This is a genomic window from Micromonospora sp. CPCC 205554, from assembly GCF_036902745.1.
GTDB classification, from domain to species: Bacteria; Actinomycetota; Actinomycetes; order Mycobacteriales; family Micromonosporaceae; genus Micromonospora; species Micromonospora tulbaghiae.
In genome coordinates, this window is sequence record NZ_JBAKHP010000003.1 from 198,135 (window position 1) to 218,993 (window position 20,859).

A 20,859-nucleotide genomic window follows, 5' to 3' on the forward strand; every position below is an offset into this window, starting at 1 on the left:
CCGATGACGCCTGGCGCGGAGGTTTCCGGGAGTGCCGCCGGCGAGCACGTGCCGGTGATCCCCGACTGGACCTGCGGCTCGTGCGGTGACGACTGGCCCTGCACGACGAAACGTCATCACCTGTTGCACGAGTACCAGGTGGACCGGGCGTCGTTGAGCGTCTATCTCGGGTCCTGCCTCGCCGCGGCCACGCAGGATCTGCGCTCCGTGCCGGTCACCGCGCTCCAGGACCGGTTCATCGGCTGGGTGCCGCGCGGCCCGCGTACCGCCGAGGCGTGAGCGCGTCCGGTGGCCGCCGCGTCGGGTTCGCGGCGGCCACCGGCTGCGGTCCTCAGGGGCGGCGGGGGCGCCGGGTGAGCCCGAAGCCGACCACGCCGGCCACGGCGGCGAGCACGCCGCCCACAGTGGTCCACACCCAGCGTGATCCGGCCTCGGGGAGCCAGCCGGTCAGGTCGACCTCCTCGTCGGCCACCGGCTCGGGCGTCGGTTCGGCGCTGAGCACGGTGCCCGCCCTGGTGTTCGGCACCAGCGGCGCGGCCAGTTCGCCGTCGTCGCCGGACGCGCCGCCCTCGTCGGTCGCGCCGACGAGCATCTCCACGTCGATCGGCAGACCGAGGTCGGGCTCGGGCAGGTCGGTGACGGAGAGCCGGATGTAGTAGGTGCCGGGCAGCGGGTCGCCCGACCAGGGCTCGGCCCACGGCCGTACCCGCCGCAGCGTGCAGCCCAGGGCGACGCTCGTCGCCGACGCGTCGGCGGTGGGGTTCTGCGCGCCCGCTGTGCACGCCTGCCGCCGGCGCAGCCCGTCGAAGACGTCGACGGTCCAGGTGGACGCGCCGCTGCGCGACTTCGGGAACGTGACGGTGGCGGTGACCTCGTGCACCTGCCCGGCGTCCGCGCGGAACGACCAGTACAGGTGGTCGCCGGTCGACGCGCCCACCTGCACCGGCTGACCGGCGGTGACCGTCGTGGCGGTGAGGAACGAGGTGCCGGCCTTGGTCACCGTGGTCGCGCCCGGTGACGGGCTGGGCGCGGCCAGGGCCGCCGCCGGGGTGAGGGCGAGTCCGGCGGCGGTGGTCGCCGCCGCGGCGCGGATCAGCGTACGCATGCTCAGTTCGTCCTCCACGTGTGCACCCACCAGCGGGTGAGTAGTCCGGCGAGCAGTCCGGTGAGCAGTCCGGCGATCGTGAGCAGGAGCAGCAGCACCCAGCCGCGGCCGAGGTCCGGCCCGTCCGGGGCGGGGGAGGCGGCCACCACGTCGACTGTCAGCTCGACCGGCATGCCGGGACGGGCCTGGGTGCCGGGCTTGGCCGCGAACGAGTTGCTGACCACGAGGCAGACGGTCCGTACGGCCTGCTCCGTGCCCGGCGTCGGCTCGGCGCCCGGGCCGTCCTCCTCCTCTTCGGCGGCCGACCAGCGCAGCCCGGCGGAGACCACGTCGGTACGACCGCTGCCGGCGTCGACGCCCCGGACCAGTTCCCGCCCGTCCGGCGCGGTGGCGCGCAGCAGCACGCCGTAGTCCGGGTTGACCGGCCGGTCCAGCGCGACGCTCACCGAGGCGCGCAGCTCCTGCCCGGGACGCACCGGCACCCGGTACCAGCGGTGCTCGGAGAACGCCTCCCGGTCGCTGTAGACGCCGGGGGCGAGCAGCGGCGCGCCCTCGCAGGCCGTGCCGCCGCCGACCACCGCGGGGGCGGCGGTGTACGTGTCCCGGGCGCGGTCGACGAGCTGCTTGATCCGGCCGGTCAGCTCGTCGGCGCTCTGCGCGGCGGTGTAGGTGCCACCGGTCGCGCCGGCGATGCAGAGCAACTGCTTGCGTACCTTCTCGTCCGGCGCCAGGCCGAGCGTGTCGACCACCAGGCGGGTGCCCTGGGCGGCCAGCTCGCGGGCCACCTCGCACGGGTCGGGCGGCGCGCAGGTGTCCTCACCGTCGGTGATCAGCACGATCCGGCGGGCGGTGCTGCCGGTGCCCAGGTCCTGCGCGGCGGAGCGCAGCGCCAGCCCGACCGGTGTGAAGCCGGTCGGGCGCAGCCCGGCGACGGCGGCCTTGGCCTGGGTGCGGTCCACCGGGCCGACCGGCACGATCTGCTGGGTGTCCAGGCAGCCCTGCTTCTTGTCCTTGCCCCGGTAGGTGGCGCCGAGCACCCGGATGCCGAGCTGTGTCTCGTCCGGCAGGGCGTCGACCACCTCGTTGAACGCCTGCTGGGCGACGGAGATCCGGCTGCGCCCGTCGATGTCGCGGGCCCGCATCGATCCGCTGACGTCGAGGACCAGCTCGACCTTCGGTGGTTCGGCGACGGGCTCGGTGGTCTCGTCGTCGGCCCCGGCGGGGCTCGGCCCGATCATCGCGGCCGCCGTCAGCAGTCCGATGAGGACGGCCGTCGATCGTCTCTTGTTGATCACCGGGCGAAGTGTAGTGAGATCCACTTTGGAAGATCATCCGGGTCGGAGGTGCCCGGCGGGGGCATCTTTCCGGCATCCGCCCGACCCGTCATGGTCGCGCGCCGCGACCCACCGTTAGCTGCACCATGTAAACCTTTCGGCCGGTGGTGCACTCGTCGGAAATCTGACCGGCCCGCACCCGTTGTGCGGTTGCCGGAGTGTGGTTAAGCTCTGTCTTGCGCGCCCCAATCGCCCGCTTCCCCCGTGGCAGGCGATCGGGGCGCGCTTCTTTGTGCCCGGCGCCGCGCAGTGCCCGGCGCCCCGCCTCAGATCCAGCGGCCGTCCAGCCACATCCGCGCCGACCAGTCCGCGTACGGCAGCACCCGGCCCACGAAGATCGGGTAGAAGTACGCGAAACAGAGCGCCACGAGCAACACGTACGCGCCCGCGATGATCCCGCCCACCAGCCGGCGGTCGTGGACCTGTTGCGGGTCCGGTGGCGCGGCCGTGTTCGTCACCGGCGCCGGGGTGGCGATCGCGCCGAGCACGTAGACCACCGCGAGCACCAGGAACGGCACCGCCGGGGCGGCGTAGAAGGAGAACATCGTCCGGCCGTCGAGGGCGAACCAGAACCAGGGCAGCAGGCCGGCGGCGACGCTGAGCAGGATCGCGCCCGCCCGCCAGTCGCGCCGGGCCAGGCCGAGCCAGGCGGTCGCGGCGATCGCCGGCAGGAACGACCACCACAGCAGCGGCGTGCCCAGCAGCAGCACCTCCGAGGCGCAGCTCGGCGCGCCGCAACTGCCGTCCCCGGACCAGTGGAACGCCACCGGGCGGCCGAGCAGCAGCCACTGCCAGGGCCAGGACTGGTACTTGTGCGGGTCGTCGAGCTGGGTGTGGAAGCCGTACGCGGCCTTGTGGTACTCCCACAGGTTGATCAGCGCCCCGACGAACGGGGTGTCGCTCAGCTCCGGGTTGTTCGGGTAGCGCTCCGCCAGGCGGTAGTAGCCGTCCTGCCCGAGCAGCCAGCCCGACCAGGTCGCGACGTAGGTCACCAGCATCAGCACGCCCGCGGCGAGCAGCCACGGCAGCTCGTCGAGCACGGCGTCGCGCCACGGCCGGCGTACCCCGGACGAGCGGCGGACGCCCACCTCCCAGAGCAGCACCAGCAACGCGAACGCCGGCACGAAGTAGACCGCGCTCCACTTCACCGAGCAGGCGCAGCCGAGCAGCACACCGGCCGCCAGCCGCCACCACGGCCAGTCCCGCCAGCCCGACGACGGCCGTCCGGCCCGGCCCGGCTGCGTCGGGTCGAGCCCGGCCTCCAGCGCCCGGGCCCAGCGCCGCCGCCGGGCGTCCCGGTCGAGCACCAGCGCGCCGAACGCGGCGAGCACGAACAGCAGCAGGAAGATGTCGAGGATGGCCGTGCGGGACAGCACCAGGTGGTAGCCGTCGAGCGCGAGCAGCAGGCCGGCCGCGCAGCCGAGCACCGTGGAGCGGAACATCCGCCGCCCGATACGGACCAGCAGCAGCACCGACAGCGTGCCGGCCACCGCCGCGCCGAACCGCCAGCCGAACTCCGGCGAGGTGGTCATCAGGTGGCCCGGCACCGAGACGCCGCTGTCGGCGTCCTGGTAGCCGAAGGCCCACTCGCCGATGCCGATCATCCACTTGCCCAGCGGTGGATGCACCACGTACGAGGGGCCGTTGTCCTTGTAGTTCCACTCGAAGCCGCGGTCGATCAGCCCGTACGCGTCCTTGGCGTAGTAGGTCTCGTCGAAGATCTTCCCGGGCGGGAAACCGAGCCCCACGAAACGCAGGATCGCCGCGATCGCCACCACCACGGCTGTCGCCAGCCACGCCTGACCCCGGCCGATGCGGTCGTCGACGGTGGCGAGCCGGCGCCGCACGGCGGCGGCAAGGCCGGGCCCGGCGCCGTCGCCCCGGTCGGTGGTGGAAGGGTCCGGGTTGGCGCTCTGTGCTGTCGACGCACTCGTCACCCGGCGATCGTAGGCTGCGAGGGTGCCCGGTGGCGTCTGTCGTCTCCGAAATTGGTACGACCTTCGATGAAGGAGCACACGCCGTGGGGGAAATGTCCGAGGTCGGGCGGCTCGTACTGCTCGGTGCGCCGCTCGGCAACCCGGCCGACGCGTCCGCCCGGTTCCGCGAGGTGCTGGCCGCCGCCGACGTGGTCGCCGCCGAGGACACCCGGCGGCTCACCCGGCTGGCCCGCGACCTGGACGTGACGGTGCCGGGCCGGATCGTCTCGTACTTCGAGGGCAACGAGGAGCGGCGTACCCCCGAACTGGCCGAGGTGCTCGCCGCCGGCTACACGGTCGCGCTGGTCACCGACGGCGGCATGCCCAGCGTCTCCGACCCCGGGTACCGGCTGGTCCGGGCCGCGCTGGACGCCGGGGTGCCGGTCACCGCGGCGCCCGGGCCGAGCGCTGTGACCACCGCGCTGGCGCTGTCCGGGCTGCCCTGCGACCGGTTCTGCTTCGAGGGCTTCCTGCCCCGTACCCCCGGCGCCCGCCGCTCCCGGCTGCGCGCGCTCGCCGCCGAGGAGCGCACGCTGGTGTTCTTCGAGGCGCCGCACCGCATCGCCGGTGCGCTCGCCGACCTGGCCGAGGCGTTCGGCAACGATCGTCCAGCCGCGCTCTGCCGGGAGCTGACCAAGACCTACGAGGAGGTCGTCCGCCGGCCGCTCGGCGAGCTGGCCGAGTGGGCCGCCGAGGGCGACCCCCGGGGCGAGATCACGCTCGTCGTGGCCGGTGCCCCGGCCACGCCGGCGGTCCGGCCGGACGACGAGACGTTGCGCGCCGCGGTGGCCGAGCGCGAGGCGGCCGGGCTGTCCCGCCGGGACGCGATCACCGAGGTCGCCACCGCGTACGGGCTGCGGCGGCGCGAGGTGTACGCGGTCGTGCACAGCTGAGGCGCCGGGCACCTACCAGGCGGCGGCCAGGAAACCCAGAGTGATCAACGCCGGCCCGGCCAGCGCCAGGCCGACCGCCCAGCGCCGCTGCCGTTCGTCGGCGAGCCGGGTCGCCCCGGTCCACCTGGCGATCCCGGCGGCGCAGCCGGCCACCAGGGCCAGCCCCAGCAGCCAGCGCAGGTGCCGTCCGGCGCCGGTGTCCGCGTAGGCGGTGGACCCGTCCGGCCCGGTCATCCGCGCGCGCAGCGAACTGCCGGTGTCGGTGCGCCCGGCCGGTACGCCGCTGACCCGTACCCCGTGGGCCTGGAACCGGTCGCCGTCGGCGGAGAAGATGCCCCGGCAGCGCTGGGTGAGCCCGCCGCCCGCGCACTGCGTGATCATCACGGTGCCGCCGGTCGAGTGCCCCACGGCCAGCCAGAACGGCCCGGCGCTCACCCAGGCGAAGAACGCGGCGAGCAGGCTCAACGTCAGCAGCACGGCCAGCCCGGCGGGCGGGCTCGGCGGCGTGACCGGGCGGGCGCGTTCCCGCCGCGCGGGCGGGCGGCCGGGACGTGGGCGGGGCTCGTCACGCAGCGGCGTGCCGTCCCAGTGCACCTCCTCGATCGGCGCCCAGCCGCCGGACGGCGCGGCCTCGCGCTGCCAGCGCGGCTGGCGTACCGGCACCCGGTTCGGCACCGCGTCCACCGGCGCGCCGGTGGTCGGCTCCACCTCCACCGGCGGGTCCGCCGGGTCGAGCCGTGGCTGCGGGGCGACGGGCCCGCCGGGCGGCGTGGGCCGCGCCGCCCGCCGGGTGGCGGCCGCCGACGGCTCGGGCGCCGCTGGTCTGCTGGTCACGATGTTCATTTCACACCGGTACGTCTGGCTTGTCGGGCAGCTCACGCCGCGTGTCGGCGACAAATCGGACGTACGGTCGGAGCGCACACCCCATTGGTTCGCGGCGCGCCCACGGCAATCACTAGGCTTGCTGCTCATGAGTCACGTTCTCGCCGCGGTCGCCTGGCCCTACGCCAACGGCCCGCGCCACATCGGCCACGTATCCGGATTCGGCGTTCCCTCCGACGTCTTCTCCCGGTACATGCGGATGGCCGGTCACGACGTGCTCATGGTCTCCGGCACCGACGAACACGGCACCCCGATCCAGGTGCAGGCTGACGCCGAGGGGGTCACCCCGCGCGAGCTGGCCGACCGCTACAACCGGGTGATCGCCGAGGACCTGCGGGCGCTGGGCCTGTCGTACGACCTGTTCACCCGCACCACCACGCGCAACCACTACGCGGTGGTGCAGGAGCTGTTCACCGGCCTGTACCGCAACGGCTACATCGTCCCGAAGGTCACCACCGGGGCGATCTCCCCGTCCACCGGCCGGACGCTGCCCGACCGCTACATCGAGGGCACCTGCCCGATCTGCGGCTACGACAGCGCGCGCGGCGACCAGTGCGACAACTGCGGCAACCAGCTCGACCCGATCGACCTGATCGACCCCAAGTCGAAGATCAACGGGGAGACGCCGGAGTTCGTCGAGACCGAGCACTTCTTCCTCGACCTGCCGGCCCTGGCCGACGCGTTGCGGCAGTGGCTGGACACCCGCGAGGGCTGGCGCCCCAACGTGCTGCGGTTCTCCCGCAACCTGCTCGACGACCTCCAGCCCCGGGCCATCACCCGCGACCTGGAGTGGGGCGTGCCGATCCCGCTCGACGACTGGCGCGACCGTCCGGACAAGCGGATCTACGTCTGGTTCGACGCGGTCATCGGCTACCTGTCGGCGTCCATCGAGTGGGCCCGCCGCACCGGCGACCCGGAGGCGTGGCGCAGGTGGTGGTCCGCCGACGCCGAGGGGAAGGACGCCCGCTCCTACTACTTCATGGGCAAGGACAACATCGTCTTCCACTCGGTGATCTGGCCGGCGCTGCTCGGCGGCTACTCCGGCGAGGGTGCCCGCGACGGCGAGCCGGGCGAGCTGGGCCGGCTCAACCTGCCCACCGAGGTCGTGTCCAGCGAGTACCTGACCATGGAGGGCCGGAAGTTCTCGTCCTCCCGCAAGGTGGTCATCTACGTCCGGGACTTCCTGGAGCGCTACGACGCCGACGCGCTGCGCTACTTCATCGCGGTGGCCGGGCCGGAGAGCAACGACACCGACTTCACCTGGGCGGAGTTCCTGCGCCGCAACAACGACGAACTGGTCGCCGGCTGGGGCAACCTGGTCAACCGGTCCGTGTCGATGGCGGCGAAAAACTTCGGCGCGATCCCGCCGGTCGACCCGGCCGGGCTCACCGAGGCCGACCAGGCGCTGCTGGACACCGCGAAGGCCGGCTTCGCCACCGTCGGCGACCTGATCGCCCGGCACCGGCAGAAGCAGGCCATCGGCGAGGCCATGAAGGTCGTCGCCGAGGCCAACAAGTACCTCTCCGAGCAGGCGCCGTGGAAGCTCAAGGGCGAGGACGACAAGCCCCGCATGGGCACCATCCTGCACGTCGCGCTCCAGGTGGTCAGCGACGCCAACACGCTGCTCACCCCGTTCCTGCCGCACTCCGCGCAGAAGATCCACGAGCTGCTCGGCGGCACCGGCGTGCACGCGCCGATGCCGGTGATCGAGGAGGTCGACGACCTCGACGGCGGGCCGTCGTACCCGGTGCTGACCGGTGACTACACGGTCGGGGCGCGCTGGGAGTCCGTACCCCTGGAGGTGGGCCGGCCGCTCGCGGCGCCGAAGCCGGTGTTCCGCAAGCTCGACCCGTCCGTCGTCGAGGAGGAGCTGGCCCGCCTGGCCGGCTGAGCACGCACGCGTGACCGCGGCCCCGGGGAAATCCCCGGGGCCGCGGTCGTCCGCCCGGTCAGGCGGTCGCCATGCTCGGCTTGCCGATGAACTCCATGATGGCCTTGTTGACCTCGGTGGGATGGGTCCACGGCGTGCCGTGCGGCGCACCCTTCAGCGTGACCAGCTTGGCGTCGGACAGCATGTTCACCAGCCGCTGGCCCGTCACCGGGTACGGCAGCACGTTGTCCTTGTCGCCCTGGATGATCAGCACCGGCACGTCGATGTTCGGCAGGTCACCGCGGAAGTCGGTCTGCCAGGCGTCCACCGAGTCGTGGGTGCCCTTGGCCGACGCCTGCGCGCCGATCTGCCAGTGCGCGTGGTACGCCTCGTCGCTGACCAGCTTCCCCCGGTTCTCGCTGGCGTTGAAGAACGCGTCGCAGAACTGGGTCAGGTAGGCGAACCGGTCCTGGATGATCGCCTTCTGGAACCCCTCGAACATGCTCTTGTCGACGCCCTCCGGGTCGTCGGGCGCCTTCAGCAGGTACGGCGCCAACGGGGCCATCAGGACCGCCCGGTCCACCCGGTCCGAACCGTACGCGCCCAGGTAGCGGGTCACCTCACCGGTGCCCATGGAGTGCCCGACCAGGATCGCGTTGCGCAGGTCCAGCTCGGTCATCAGCACGTCCAGGTCGGCGGCGAACGTGTCGTAGTCGTAGCCCGTTGCCGGCTGCGCGGAGTTGCCGAACCCTCGCCGGTCGTACGTGATCACCCGGTATCCGGCGTTCAGCAGCGGACCGCTCATCTTCTCCCAGGTCGCCCCGTTGAACGGGAAACCGTGGATCAGCACGATCGGCTGACCGGAACCGTGATCCTCGTAGTACAGGTCGATGGGTGCGGAGTTCTCCGTACCGACGGTGACGAAAGGCATGTCGGGGTTCCCTCTCGCGCGGGTTTCTCGGACCCCCCACGCCTTCCCGACCTGCCCCCGTCTATTCGTGGCGGGCCGGATAGGGCAGGTCCACCACCCGGTCGTCGGTCAGCTCGCCGCCGGGCGCCCAGACCTCGTACACGCCGCGTTCCAGACACTGCGCGCCGGTCGCGGCCACCGCGTCCGGATCCGGGCGGCGCAGCCGCAACCGCAGCCAGCCGCCCTCCTCCCGCAGCACCAGGCACGGCACCCCGCGCCACGCCGCCGTGCGCACCCGCCGGGCCGCCGCGTCCACCGGGTACCGGGCCGCCCGGGTCATCGCCAGCACCCGGAACCCGCCCGGCTGGTCGGCCACCGCCTCGTACTCCGAACCGGCGTACGTGCCGACGAGCCGGGTGGAGCACGGCGCGTCACCGGTCGGCACGTACTCCTGGTCGGCGGCCAGACCGGGCACCGCGGCGAGCAGGTGCCGCCACTGCGGCCCGGCCAGGCGCAGCCAGCCCCGCTGCTCGGCCTGGTAGGTGTAGAGCACCACCTCCACCCCCTCGGCCGGGTAGGCCAGCAGCGTGGCGTTCGCCGGCATCGGCAGGTCGGCGAACTCCCGGCTGACGAACTCCGGTACGAGCTGCCCGTTGCTCGGCACGAACCCGGTGCCCAGCACCGGCGGCCCCAGCCGGTCCCGGGGCGGCAACGCCGTGAGCCCCCGGTGCGCCGGGCCCACCGGCGCGTCGTAGTCGGCCGGGTCGGCGGCCCGCCAGCGCAGCGCGTACGCCACGTCGCCGCCCTCCGAGTCGCCGCGCAGCACCGCCATCCCGGCCGGTGTCCGCAGGTGCGCCACGTCGTGCTCCCGATAGCAGAAGCCGTGCGGCAGCACGCCCCGCACGTAGCCGGCGAGCTGCCGGGCGGAGAGCACCTTCACCATCCGGGTGCCGGGCCGGATCACCGCCGACGCCCGCACCGCGGCGAGCGTCGGATCGGCAGCCGCACCCGGCTGCTGGCTGAGCTGGTGCACGTACGCCCAGCCCCGGTCCCGGTGCACCGGCATCAGCAGCGGCGCGTCCGTGTCGTCGGCCGACCCGGCGCCCCCGTGCACCGCGTCCACCTCGGTCGCGTGCACGAACCGGCGCCACGGATAGCCGCTGCCGGGCCGGGGACACCACTCGAACCCGGGCGCCTCGTCGGCACTGAACAACTCGTACGCCGCGCCCCGGGCGATCTCCTCGGCCGGGTGCACCCGGCCGCCGTACGTCACGCGCAACCCGGCCCGGTCGGAGGCGGGCCCGCCGGCCTGGTCGGTGACGGTCACTCCGGGACGCTAAGCCCGCCAGATGTGGGGCACGTGAACAGCCGGTGGCGGTCCGGGAACGCCGTACCGGGCCGGTGTGTGATGCTGGCCGCGATGACCGAGCAGACCGAGACCCGCAAGCAGCGCGCCGCCCGCCGGGCCGGGGAGTTCCCGCCCGCCCCCGAGCCGCTGCCCGTACCCGTGCTGGACAGCCACACCCACCTCGACATCACCGTCGGCGAGTTCGGCACGCCTCCCGGCGGCGCCCCCGGCGACGACCCGGTGGCCGCCGCGATCGACGTCGCCGCCCGGGCCGGCGTGGACCGGCTCGTCCAGGTCGGCGTGGACGTCGACTCGTCCCGGTGGAGCGCCGACGTGGCCGACCGGTACGCCCCGGTGCTCGCCACTGTCGCGCTGCACCCGAACGAGGCGCCCCGGCTGGCCGACCTGGACGAGGCGCTGCGCGAGATCGAGACGCTCGCCGGGCGGGACCGCGTCCGGGGCGTCGGCGAGACCGGCATGGACTTCTTCCGTACCGGCGACGAGGGGCGGGCGGCGCAGGAGGAGAGCTTCCGGGCGCACATCGCCATCGCGAAGCGGCACGGCAAGGCGCTCGTCATCCACGACCGGGACGCGCACGCCGACGTGCTGCGCATCGTCGACGACGAGGGCGCCCCGGACACCGTGGTCATGCACTGCTTCTCCGGCGACGCCGACTTCGCCCGCGAGTGCGTCCGGCGCGGGTTCCTGCTCAGCTTCGCCGGCACCGTCACGTTCGGCAGTGCCGCCGCGCTGCGCGAGGCCGCCGCCGTCACCCCGCCCGCGCAGATCCTCGTCGAGACCGACGCGCCCTACCTCACCCCGATGCCGTACCGGGGACGGCCCAACGCGTCGTACCTGATCCCGCTGACGGTCCGCTTCCTCGCCGAGACCACCGGCACCGACCTGGACGAACTCTGCGCCACCATCTCCGCGACCGGCGACCGCGCGTTCGGGCCGTGGTGAGAGGATGCCCGGCGTGACCGGACTCCTCGGCCCGGCGGAGATCCGGGAACTCGCCGCGCGCCTCGGCGTCACGCCGACCAAGAAGCTCGGCCAGAACTTCGTGCACGACCCGAACACCGTGCGCCGGATCGTCACCACCGCCGGGCTCACCCCGGACGACGTGGCGCTGGAGGTCGGCCCCGGGCTCGGCTCGCTCACGCTCGCCCTGCTCCCGGTCGCCGCGCACGTGCACGCGGTGGAACTCGACCCGGCGCTCGCCGCCGCGCTGCCGGAGACCGCCGCCCGCTTCGCCGGTACGGCCGCCGAGCGGCTCACCGTCCACCCGGCCGACGCGCTGCGGGTCACCGCCGCCGACCTGGCCGGCCCGGCGCCGACCGCGCTGGTGGCGAACCTGCCCTACAACGTCGCCGTGCCGGTCGTGCTGCACCTGCTCGCCGAACTGCCCACGCTGCGCCACGGCCTGGTGATGGTGCAGAAGGAGGTCGCCGACCGGCTCGTCGCCGGTCCCGGCTCCAAGGTGTACGGCATCCCGTCGGTCAAGCTCGCCTGGTACGCCCGCTCCCGCGCCGCCGGCAAGGTCCCGCCGAACGTGTTCTGGCCGGTGCCCAACGTCGACTCCGGGCTGGTCGCGTTCACCCGGCGCGAACCGCCCCGGCCGGACGTACCCCGGCAGGCCGTCTTCGCGGTCGTCGACGCCGCGTTCGCGCAGCGCCGCAAGACGCTGCGCGCCGCCCTGGCCGGCTGGGCCGGCGGCGCGGACCGGGCCGCCGCCGCGCTCACCGCCGCCGGTGTGGATCCGGGCGCGCGGGGCGAATCGCTCACCGTCGAGCAGTTCGCCGCCATCGCCGCGTCGGCCCCGGACGGCCCCGGCGGCGAGCAGTAGGCTGGCGCCGTTGCCCGACCCCCCGCCGAGGAGCTGACCGTGCCGAAGCCGTTCGACATCCGCCCACGCCCGGTGGAGTCCGCCCGGTGACCGAGGCATGGCGACCGGAGGACGAGGACGGGCAGCGGCGCGGCGCCGGCGGCCCGGTCAAGGTGCGGGTGCCCGCCAAGGTCAACCTGCACCTCGGTGTCGGACCGCTGCGGCGTGACGGCTACCACGAGCTCAACACCGTCTACCACGCGATCTCCATCTACGACGAGCTGACCGCCCGCCGCGGCGACACGCTCACCCTCACCATGGAGGGCGAGGGCGCCGGAGAGCTGGCACTGGACGACACCAACCTGGCGCTGCGCGCCGCGCACGCGCTCGCCGGCTACGCGGGCGTCGCCCCGCACGCCCGGCTGCACCTGCGCAAGCAGATCCCGCTCGCCGGCGGGCTCGCCGGCGGCAGCGCCGACGCCGCCGCCGCGCTCGTGGCCTGCGACACGCTGTGGGGCACCGGACTGTCCCGCGACGAACTGGCCGGCATCGCCGCCGACCTCGGCTCCGACGTGCCGTTCCTCATCCACGGCGGCACCGCGCTCGGCACCGGCCGGGGCGAGGCGGTCAGCCCCGTGCTGGCCCGCCCCACCTCCTGGCACTGGGTGGTGGCGATCGCCGACGGCGGCCTGTCCACCCCGGCCGCGTACCGGGAACTGGACCGGCTGCGCGACGCCGGAACCGCCGGCACGCCGCTGGGCAGCACCGACGCGCTGCTCGCCGCGCTGCGCCAGCGCGACCCGCGGGTGCTCGCCGCCACGCTCGGCAACGACCTCCAGGACGCCGCGCTGACCATGCGCCCGTCGCTGGCCGAGACGCTCAAGGCCGGCGAGGCGGCCGGCGCGCTCGCCGGCATCGTCTCCGGCTCCGGTCCCACCTGCGTCTTCCTCGCCACCGGCGAGGCCGACGCGGTCCGGATCGCCGCCGAGATCACCGCCGCCGGGGTGTGCCGGGAGGCCCGCGTCGCGCACGGCCCGGTCGCCGGCGCCCGCGTCGTCTGACGCCCCGTACCCTTGACTCAGGCGTCCCGGGCCCCCGGGACGCCTGAGTCGTGAAGGGTGGGTCAGTGGCCAACATCGTCAACCTGGACCGGGTGTCCAAGGGGTACGGCGCCGCGGGGCCGCTGCTCACCGACGTCTCGCTCGGCCTCGACGACGCCGACCGGGTCGGTGTGGTCGGCCTCAACGGCGCCGGCAAGTCGACGCTGCTGCGCCTGCTCACCCGCACCGAGGAACCCGACGACGGCCGCGTCACCCACCGCCGCGACCTGCGGGTGGCCTGGCTGCCGCAGCGCCTCGACCTCGCCCCCGACCTCACCGTGCGGGACGTCGTGCTCGGCACCGCCTGGCTCGGCGAGAGCATGGGCGCCGAGCACGAGTGGGCCGGCGACGCGGGCGTACGCGCCATCCTCGACGGCCTCGGCATGCCCCACCTCGGCCTGGACACCCCGGTCGGCCCGATGTCCGGCGGGGAACGCCGCCGCGTCGCGCTCGCCGCGCTGCTGGTCCGCGACGCCGACCTGCTCGTCCTCGACGAGCCCACCAACCACCTCGACGTCGGCGGCGTCGACTGGCTCGCCCGGCATCTCGTCACCCGCAAGGGCGCGCTCGTCGTGGTCACCCACGACCGCTGGTTCCTCGACGCCGTCTGCACCACCACCTGGGAGGTCGCCGACCAGACCGTCCGGGCGTACGAGGGCGGCTTCGCCGCCTGGACGCTGGCCCGCGTCGAGCGGCAACGCGTCGCCGCCGCCACCGAGGCCCGCCGGCAGAACCTGCTCCGCAAGGAGATCGCCTGGCTGCGCCGGGGCGCGCCGGCACGCACCTCCAAGCCCAAGTTCCGCATCGACGCGGCGAACGCGCTCATCGCCGACGTGCCGGAACCCCGCGACACCATGTCGCTGCAACGGCTCGCCACCGCCCGGCTCGGCAAGCAGGTGTACGACCTCGAACACGTCCGGCTGCACGCCGGCCCGAAGGAGATCCTGCACGACACCACCTGGCAGGTCGGCCCCGGCGACCGGGTCGCGATCCTCGGCCGCAACGGCGCCGGCAAGACCACGCTGCTGCGGATGCTCGCCGGGGTGACCGGCCCCGACGGCGGGCGCTTCGCCGCCGGGCAGACCGTCCGGCCGGCGTTCCTGTCCCAGGAACTCGCCGAACTCCCCGGCCACCTGCGGGTGCTGGAAGCCGTCGAGGAGGTGGCCCGGCGCGTGCAGTTCGGCGACCGGGAGATCAGCGCCTCCCAGCTCGCCGAGATCTTCGGCTTCGACGACAGGCGGCTCTGGACGCCGGTGAGCGACCTGTCCGGCGGCGAGCGCCGCCGCCTGCAGATGCTGCGGCTGCTCGCCGGGGAACCCAACGTGCTGCTGCTCGACGAGCCCACGAACGACCTGGACACCGACACGCTCGCCGCGCTGGAGGACCTGCTCGACTCGTGGCCCGGCACGATCGTGGTGGCCAGCCACGACCGCTACCTGATCGAGCGGGTCACCGACGTCGCGTACGGCATGTTCGGTGACGGCCGGCTGGTGCACCTGCCCGGCGGCGTCGACGAGTACCTGGCGCGCGCCGCCGCGACCGGCGGCCCGGCGCCCGCCGACCTCACCCCGGCCACCGCGGCGCCGGCGCGCGAGGGCATGTCCGCCGCCGAGGTACGCGTCGCGAAGAAGGAACTCAACCGGCTGGAACGGCAGATCGCCAAGCTGGAACAGAAGGAGGCGGGCCTGCACGAGCAGCTCGCCGCGAACGCCACCGACTACGCCCGGGTCGCCGAGCTGGACGCCCAGCTCAAGGAGGTACGGGCCGAGCGGGACCGCACCGAGGAGACCTGGCTGGCTCTCGCCGAGGAGCTTCCGGCCGGCTGACCTGCCGCCGGGGTGGGGGGTGTGCGGCGTCACTGACCGGCGTACGGGACAATCACCGGTGGAACCCTCGTCCGAACGGTCTTTTGGAGACGCAGAGATGGCCCACACCCCCGTCAACCACCCCGCGCGGCCGATCTACCGGGCGATCGGCGGGCTCGTTGGTCTGTACTTCGTCGTCTTCGGCGGCCTCGGCATCATCGCCAGCGCCGGTAACGACTTCCTCGCCCAGGACGACACCAAGGTCCTCGGCCAGGGCACCAACATGGCGTTCTCGCTGCTGTCGGTGCTGGTCGGCGTCGTGATCCTGGTCGGCACCGCGATCGGCCGCAACCTCGACGTGGCGATCAACCAGTGGCTGGCCTACACGCTGATGGTGATCGGCCTGGCCGCGCTGGCGTTCCTGCAGACCGACGCCAACATCTTCAACTTCTCGATCATGACCGACGTCGTGGTCCTGACCCTGTCCCTGGTGCTCCTGATGGTCGGCATGTACGGCAAGGTCGGCACCGACGACGAGCACGAGGCCTGGCAGAAGGCCCGCCTGGTGCTCTGATCCCGTCTCGAACCGAAGGCCCGGCGCGCTGCGCCGGGCCTTCGGTGTTTTCCGGACGCGAGCGGACGCCCCGGGCGACAATTGCCCCGAATCAGTCACATGGCTGGAGGGCAGGGCATCATGGCGCACTTCCCGGTGAACCACCCCGCGCGGCCGCTCTACCGGGTGCTGTCCGGGCTCATCGGCCTCTACATCCTGGTCTTCGGCGTCTTCGGCGTCTTCCAGACCTGGGGCGAAGGACTGTTCGGCCGGGACGGCGACTGGGCGCTCGGCCTGCGCACCAACCTGGCCTTCTCGCTGGTCTCGGTGGTGTTCGGCGCGATCCTGCTGGTCGGCGCGTCCCGCCGCGACAACCTCGGCCACTACATGAACCTCACCGCCGGGGCGGTCTTCCTGGTCACCGGCATCCTGATGATGTCGGTGCTCCAGACCTCGGCGAACTTCCTCAACTTCTCGATGTCGACGGTCATCGTGTCGCTGCTGTTCGGGCTGGTCCTGCTCGCCACCGGCCTGTACGACAAGGTCGGCACCCCCGAGCACGAAGAGGAGGAACGGCAGCGCCGCTACCATCCCATCGGCGAGCGCTGAACCGGTTGTCGTCGTGCGCTGAGGCGGCCGTTGCGCTGAGCGGCGTCAGCCCCGGGGGATCGGGCCCGGCTTCGACTCCAGGTGCGACAACCCGTTCCAGGCCAGGTTCACCAGGTGCGCCGCCACCGTCTCCTTGCGCGGCTTGCGCACCTCCAGCCACCAGCGGCCGGTCAGCGCCACCATGCCCACCAGTGCCTGGGAGTACAGCTCCGCCAGCTTCGGGTCGTACCCCCGGATGGAGAACTCCCCCGCCAGGATGTGCTCCACCTGGTGCGCCACGTCGTTCATCACGCTGCTGAAGTTGCCCGTCGCCGACATCAGCGGAGACTCCCGGACCAGCACCCGGAACCCGCTGGTCTCCTCCTCGATGTAGGTCAGCAGCGTCAGCGCGGCCTGCTCCAGCAACTCCCGCGGATTGCCCGCGGTCAGGGCCGTGGTGATCCGGTCCAGCAGGGCGCGGACCTCCCGGTCCACCACCACCGCGTAGAGCCCCTCCTTGCCGCCGAAGTGCTCGTAGACCACCGGCTTGGAGACCTTGGCGCGCGCCGCCACCTCCTCGATCGAGGTCGCGTCGAAGCCGCGCTCGGCGAAGATCTGCCGGGCGATGGAGATCAACTGCTCGCGCCGCTGGGTCGCGGACATCCGCACCCGGGAGGGCTTCGCCGCCGGCGCGGGCCGCCGACGGGCGCGTTCGCTGCCGGAAACGTCGGTCACCCGTCCATCCTGCCAGGCGCGACGCTCGCGGTCAGACCGGGCGCTGTCGTACGGGTGTTCTAATCTGCGCCGGTGACCGACCCCCTCGCCGCCGAGGCGCGGCGCCTGCGCGTGGACGAGCAGCTCTCCGTCGCCGAGATCCGGGCTCGCCTGGGCATCGGCCGCGACCGGGTGTACGCGCTGCTGCGCGGCATCCCGCCGCCGGAGTGGACCTGCCGGCCGCGCGCCCGGGACGACACTCGCGCCGAGGCCCTGCGGCTGCGGGCGGCGGGCCGGTCGGTCAACCAGATCGCGGCGCAGCTCGGGGTGGCGAAGTCGACCGCGTACCAGTGGGTGCGACACCTGCCGCTGGTCCCGGACGACGCGACCGCGCAGCGGCGCCGCGAGCACTCGAAGGCGATGACGGAGGCGCGCTGGAGCGCGTACCGGGAGACGCGCGACGCGGAGCAGGCCGCGGAGCACGGCCGCGCCGCCGGTGTGGTCGGTGGTCTCGGTGAGCGGGATCTGCTGATGCTGGGCGCGGCGATCTACTGGTGTGAGGGAGCCAAGTCCAAGCCCTGGCGCCGGGCGGTGACGATCCAGTTCGTCAACACCGATCCGGGGTTGCTGGCACTCTTCCTCCGGTTCCTGGAGGTCTGCGGCGTGGACCGGACTGTGCCGACCTATCGCGTGAGCATCCACGAGTCGGCGGACGCCGAGGCCGCTGTGCGCTGGTGGGTGGGGCGGCTGCGACTGCCTGCGGAGAGGTTTCGCCGCACGGTGCTCAAGCGGCACAACCCGACGACGGTACGGCGGAACACCGGCGACACCTATCACGGCTGCCTCGTGATCACTGTGCCCCGCAGCCGCGAGCTCTACTGGCGGATCGAAGGTATGATCGCCGAGCTGTTCCGGATCGCGGACGAGGCGCAAGGGAAAGATGCCGTTCCGTAGGTCTTGACATGGCAATGGGGTGTGGGGTAACGGCAACCCGCAGGCCTTTGGAGCCTTGAGCTCCTGGTTCGAATCCAGGCACCCCAGCTCATTCGTCGGATCGCTCCCGGGCGAACGGCGTTTGTGCGGCCGGATGCGAATTGTGGCGAGCCGCGTGGTTAGCATGACCGCGAGACTGTCGCCGTCCCGACGGGAGCCACGTCGTGTCCCAGCCCCACCTCCGCACCGTTGTCGTGCTCGCCGCCGGTGAGGGCAAGCGGATGAAGTCGTCCCTGCCCAAGGTGCTGCACCCGCTGCTCGGCCGTACCCTGCTCGGTCACGTCCTCGCCGCGGCCGGTCCGCTGGGCGCGGACCGCACCGTGGTCGTGGTCGGCCACGGCGCCGACCAGGTCCGGGAGCACCTGTCCGAGGTCGCCCCCGGCGCCACGCCCGTGCTCCAGGAGCGCCAGCTCGGCACCGGGCACGCGGTCCGCATCGCGCTGGACGCGGTGCCGGACGCCACCGGCACCGTCGTGGTGATCAACGGGGACGTGCCGCTGCTGCGGCCGGAGACGGTCCAGGCGCTCGTCGAGGCGCACGAGGACGCCGCCGCCGCGGCGACCGTGCTCGCCGCCGAGGTGCCCGACCCGACCGGCCTGGGCCGGATCGTGCGGGACGTGCAGGGTCAGCTGGAGCAGATCGTCGAGGAGCGCGACGCCACGCCCCAGCAGCGCGCGCTGCGGGAGATCAACGCGGGCATCTACGCGTTCGACGCGGCCCGGCTGCGGGAGGCGCTGGGCAAGCTCTCCACCGACAACGACCAGGGCGAGGAGTACCTGACCGACGTCTTCGCGCTGCTGCGCGACGCGGGGGAGCCGGTGGCTGTGCACTGCGCCGCCGACCACGTGGAGACGCTCGGCTGCAACGACCGGGTCGAGCTGGCCGCGCTGCGCCGGCTGCTGCGGGACCGGGTGAACGAGGGCTGGATGCGGACCGGGGTCAGCATCCTCGACCCGCACACCACCTGGATCGACGTGACCGTGACCGTCGAGCGGGACGCGGTGATCGACCAGAACACCCAGCTCCAGGGCGCCACGACGGTCGGCGAGGGCGCGCTCGTCGGCCCGGACACCACGCTCGTCGACACCCTGGTGGGCGCTGGCGCGAGCATCGTGCGCAGCCACGCGCTCGGCGCCGAGGTGGGCCCGCAGGCGAGCGTCGGCCCGTATGCGTACCTGCGGCCGGAGTCGCGGCTGGGCCGCAAGGCGAAGGTCGGCACGTTCGTGGAGACCAAGAAGGCGTCGATCGGTGACGGGTCGAAGGTGCCGCACCTGTCGTACGTGGGCGACGCGACGATCGGCGAGCACAGCAACATCGGCGCGGCGACCGTCTTCGTCAACTACGACGGGGTACGCAAGCACCACACGACCATCGGCAGTCACGCCCGTACCGGAGCGGACAACATGTTCGTGGCGCCGGTGCGGGTGGGCGACGGCGCGTACACCGCTGCGGGTTCGGTGATCACCGGGGACGTGCCGCCGGGCGCGATGGCGGTGGCGCGCGGTCAGCAGCGCAACGTGGAGGGCTGGGTGCTGCGCAAGCGGTCCGGTACGGATGCCGCGGAGGCGGCGCGGCGGGCCGGTGAGGGTGCGTCGGACACGGGCGGCGCCGCAAGCGAAGGTGACTGACTCCACGGCGATCGCCGGGCCGTGGGTGGATCGCTGAACCGGGGGCATACTGCAACCGAACAGTCCCCGGCCCCACCGCCGCCGGGTACCACCGACATACGGGAGCAGACGGGCCCATGGGCAGCATCGTCGCCGAAAACCGCAAGAGCCTGATGCTCTTCTCCGGGAGGGGTTTTCCGGAGCTGGCCAAGGAGATCGGTGAGGTGCTCGGCGTCGCGCCGACGCCGGCCGACGCGTACGACTTCGCCAACGGCGAGATCTTCGTACGGTACAAGGACTCGGTCCGTGGTTCGGACGCCTTCGTGGTGCAGTCCGTGACGCACGGCGTGAACACCTGGGTCATGGAGACCCTGATCATGGTCGACGCGCTGAAGCGCGGCTCGGCCAAGCGGATCACAGTGGTGCTGCCGTTCTACCCGTACTCGCGGCAGGACAAGAAGCACCGCGGCCGGGAGCCGATCTCGGCACGCCTGATCGCCGATCTGCTGAAGACCGCCGGCGCGAACCGGATCCTGACCGTGGACCTGCACACCGCGCAGATCCAGGGTTTCTTCGACGGCCCGGTGGACCACCTGTTCGCGATGGACGTGCTGGCCGAGTACGTGGAGCACAAGTACGCGGGCCGGCCGATGACTGTGGTCGCGCCGGACTCGGGCCGGGTGCGCGTGGCCGAGCGCTGGACCGATCGGCTGGGCGGCTGCCCGCTGGCGTTCATCCACAAGACCCGCGATCCGCTCAAGCCGAACCAGGTGGTGGCGAACCGGGTGGTCGGTGAGGTCGAGGGCCGGGTGTGCCTGATCGTGGACGACATGATCGACACCGGTGGCACGATCACCAAGGCGGCGGACATCCTCAAGGAGCAGGGCGCGGCGGAGATCGTGGTCGCCTCGACCCACGCGCTGCTGTCCGACCCGGCGACGGAGCGGCTGAAGAACAGCCCGATCAGCGAGGTCGTCGTGACGAACACGCTGCCGCTGCCGTCGGAGAAGCAGCTGGACAAGCTGACCGTGCTGTCGATCGCCCCGCTGCTGGCGCGGGCGATCCGGGAGGTCTTCGACGACGGGTCGGTGACCACCCTGTTCGGTGGCCTGAGCTGAGCGCGCCGGTCCGGTCGCCGGGGAGTCTCCGGCGACCGGGCCGATGCCCTGCGGAACCGCCCCGCCGGTGATATGGGGGACTGCCGGAGAGCCGGGAATTCCCTCGGGTAGACTGGTGCGGTTGCCACGGCGAGGGTGCCCGGCGGGCTGCTGACAAGCACCGCACGGAGGCGCCGTCATCGACGCGGTGCTCCGGGCGGTCGTTCATGACCCTAGCCCCAGCGAGCCCCTCGCCCCA

Annotated in this window: 18 protein-coding genes, 1 tRNA gene and 1 pseudogene; 13 read left to right on the forward strand and 7 right to left on the reverse strand. The window is 73.1% G+C overall.

Features of this window, described 5'->3' with window-relative positions:
* Positions 1 to 3: 3 nt before the first annotated feature.
* A complete protein-coding gene (locus V6U82_RS06805) occupies positions 4 to 279 on the forward strand; it encodes a hypothetical protein (RefSeq protein WP_334459894.1) in 276 nt (91 codons plus the stop codon).
* Positions 280 to 331: 52 nt separating this feature from the next.
* Here V6U82_RS06805 and V6U82_RS06810 read toward each other — a convergent pair whose 3' ends face one another.
* The 3 genes from V6U82_RS06810 to V6U82_RS06820 form a co-directional block, all read right to left on the reverse strand.
* Positions 332 to 1,105 (reverse strand): peptidase, encoded by a 774-nt coding sequence (locus tag V6U82_RS06810; RefSeq protein WP_334460311.1) that lies wholly within the window; start codon positions 1,103 to 1,105, stop codon positions 332 to 334.
* A gap of 2 nt (positions 1,106 to 1,107) precedes the next feature.
* Positions 1,108 to 2,400 (reverse strand): VWA domain-containing protein, encoded by a 1,293-nt coding sequence (locus V6U82_RS06815; RefSeq protein ID WP_128138406.1) that lies wholly within the window; start codon positions 2,398 to 2,400, stop codon positions 1,108 to 1,110.
* Between the two features lie 305 nt (positions 2,401 to 2,705).
* On the reverse strand, positions 2,706 to 4,376 hold the full coding sequence (locus V6U82_RS06820) for a dolichyl-phosphate-mannose--protein mannosyltransferase (protein WP_334459895.1): 1,671 nt from the start codon (positions 4,374 to 4,376) through the stop codon (positions 2,706 to 2,708).
* A 92-nt stretch (positions 4,377 to 4,468) separates the two neighbouring features.
* Here V6U82_RS06820 and rsmI point away from each other — a divergent pair, with 92 nt between their 5' ends.
* Positions 4,469 to 5,308 carry a 16S rRNA (cytidine(1402)-2'-O)-methyltransferase gene (rsmI, locus tag V6U82_RS06825; RefSeq protein WP_435121692.1) on the forward strand — a complete coding sequence of 280 codons (840 nt, stop codon included), beginning with the start codon at positions 4,469 to 4,471 and terminating at the stop codon, positions 5,306 to 5,308.
* A gap of 12 nt (positions 5,309 to 5,320) precedes the next feature.
* Here rsmI and V6U82_RS06830 read toward each other — a convergent pair whose 3' ends face one another.
* Positions 5,321 to 6,151 carry a hypothetical protein gene (locus V6U82_RS06830; RefSeq protein ID WP_334459897.1) on the reverse strand — a complete coding sequence of 277 codons (831 nt, stop codon included), beginning with the start codon at positions 6,149 to 6,151 and terminating at the stop codon, positions 5,321 to 5,323.
* A gap of 127 nt (positions 6,152 to 6,278) precedes the next feature.
* Here V6U82_RS06830 and metG point away from each other — a divergent pair, with 127 nt between their 5' ends.
* The gene (metG, locus tag V6U82_RS06835) at positions 6,279 to 8,081 is read left to right on the forward strand and encodes a methionine--tRNA ligase (protein WP_334459898.1); all 1,803 of its coding nucleotides are present in this window, start codon (positions 6,279 to 6,281) and stop codon (positions 8,079 to 8,081) included.
* 58 nt (positions 8,082 to 8,139) lie between these two features.
* Here the strand turns inward: metG and V6U82_RS06840 are convergent, their stop codons facing one another.
* On the reverse strand, positions 8,140 to 8,991 hold the full coding sequence (locus V6U82_RS06840) for an alpha/beta fold hydrolase (RefSeq protein WP_334459900.1): 852 nt from the start codon (positions 8,989 to 8,991) through the stop codon (positions 8,140 to 8,142).
* Between the two features lie 61 nt (positions 8,992 to 9,052).
* The gene (locus V6U82_RS06845; protein WP_334459901.1) at positions 9,053 to 10,297 is read right to left on the reverse strand and encodes a hypothetical protein; all 1,245 of its coding nucleotides are present in this window, start codon (positions 10,295 to 10,297) and stop codon (positions 9,053 to 9,055) included.
* Positions 10,298 to 10,378: 81 nt separating this feature from the next.
* Here V6U82_RS06845 and V6U82_RS06850 point away from each other — a divergent pair, with 81 nt between their 5' ends.
* The 6 genes from V6U82_RS06850 to V6U82_RS06875 all read left to right on the forward strand — a co-directional run bounded on the left by V6U82_RS06850 (position 10,379) and on the right by V6U82_RS06875 (position 16,210).
* Positions 10,379 to 11,281, forward strand: a complete 903-nt coding sequence (locus tag V6U82_RS06850; protein WP_128139120.1) for a TatD family hydrolase — start codon at positions 10,379 to 10,381, stop codon at positions 11,279 to 11,281.
* A 13-nt stretch (positions 11,282 to 11,294) separates the two neighbouring features.
* The gene (rsmA, locus tag V6U82_RS06855; RefSeq protein ID WP_121686217.1) at positions 11,295 to 12,164 is read left to right on the forward strand and encodes a 16S rRNA (adenine(1518)-N(6)/adenine(1519)-N(6))-dimethyltransferase RsmA; all 870 of its coding nucleotides are present in this window, start codon (positions 11,295 to 11,297) and stop codon (positions 12,162 to 12,164) included.
* Between the two features lie 86 nt (positions 12,165 to 12,250).
* Entirely contained in the window at positions 12,251 to 13,204 is a 954-nt protein-coding gene (locus V6U82_RS06860; protein ID WP_334459903.1) for a 4-(cytidine 5'-diphospho)-2-C-methyl-D-erythritol kinase, read from the forward strand.
* 65 nt (positions 13,205 to 13,269) lie between these two features.
* Entirely contained in the window at positions 13,270 to 15,069 is a 1,800-nt protein-coding gene (locus V6U82_RS06865) for an ABC-F family ATP-binding cassette domain-containing protein (RefSeq protein ID WP_334459904.1), read from the forward strand.
* A 97-nt stretch (positions 15,070 to 15,166) separates the two neighbouring features.
* Positions 15,167 to 15,622: a DUF4383 domain-containing protein gene (locus tag V6U82_RS06870; protein ID WP_128137012.1), complete on the forward strand. Its 456-nt coding sequence runs from the start codon at positions 15,167 to 15,169 to the stop codon at positions 15,620 to 15,622.
* Positions 15,623 to 15,742: 120 nt separating this feature from the next.
* Complete coding sequence (locus tag V6U82_RS06875) at positions 15,743 to 16,210, forward strand: DUF4383 domain-containing protein (protein WP_128137011.1); 468 nt, start codon at positions 15,743 to 15,745, stop codon at positions 16,208 to 16,210.
* A 45-nt stretch (positions 16,211 to 16,255) separates the two neighbouring features.
* Here V6U82_RS06875 and V6U82_RS06880 read toward each other — a convergent pair whose 3' ends face one another.
* Complete coding sequence (locus V6U82_RS06880; protein ID WP_334459905.1) at positions 16,256 to 16,924, reverse strand: TetR/AcrR family transcriptional regulator; 669 nt, start codon at positions 16,922 to 16,924, stop codon at positions 16,256 to 16,258.
* A 72-nt stretch (positions 16,925 to 16,996) separates the two neighbouring features.
* Here V6U82_RS06880 and V6U82_RS06885 point away from each other — a divergent pair, with 72 nt between their 5' ends.
* From V6U82_RS06885 to V6U82_RS06900, 4 genes and pseudogenes are all read left to right on the forward strand, one after another.
* Positions 16,997 to 17,857 carry a helix-turn-helix domain-containing protein gene (locus V6U82_RS06885; RefSeq protein WP_334459906.1) on the forward strand — a complete coding sequence of 287 codons (861 nt, stop codon included), beginning with the start codon at positions 16,997 to 16,999 and terminating at the stop codon, positions 17,855 to 17,857.
* Positions 17,858 to 17,872: 15 nt separating this feature from the next.
* A tRNA-Gln gene (locus tag V6U82_RS06890) sits at positions 17,873 to 17,944 on the forward strand.
* 116 nt (positions 17,945 to 18,060) lie between these two features.
* Positions 18,061 to 19,584, forward strand: a pseudogene (gene glmU, locus V6U82_RS06895) (bifunctional UDP-N-acetylglucosamine diphosphorylase/glucosamine-1-phosphate N-acetyltransferase GlmU); the annotation flags it as partial.
* 56 nt (positions 19,585 to 19,640) lie between these two features.
* Entirely contained in the window at positions 19,641 to 20,621 is a 981-nt protein-coding gene (locus tag V6U82_RS06900) for a ribose-phosphate diphosphokinase (protein WP_013283956.1), read from the forward strand.
* The last annotated feature ends 238 nt before the right edge of the window (positions 20,622 to 20,859 follow it).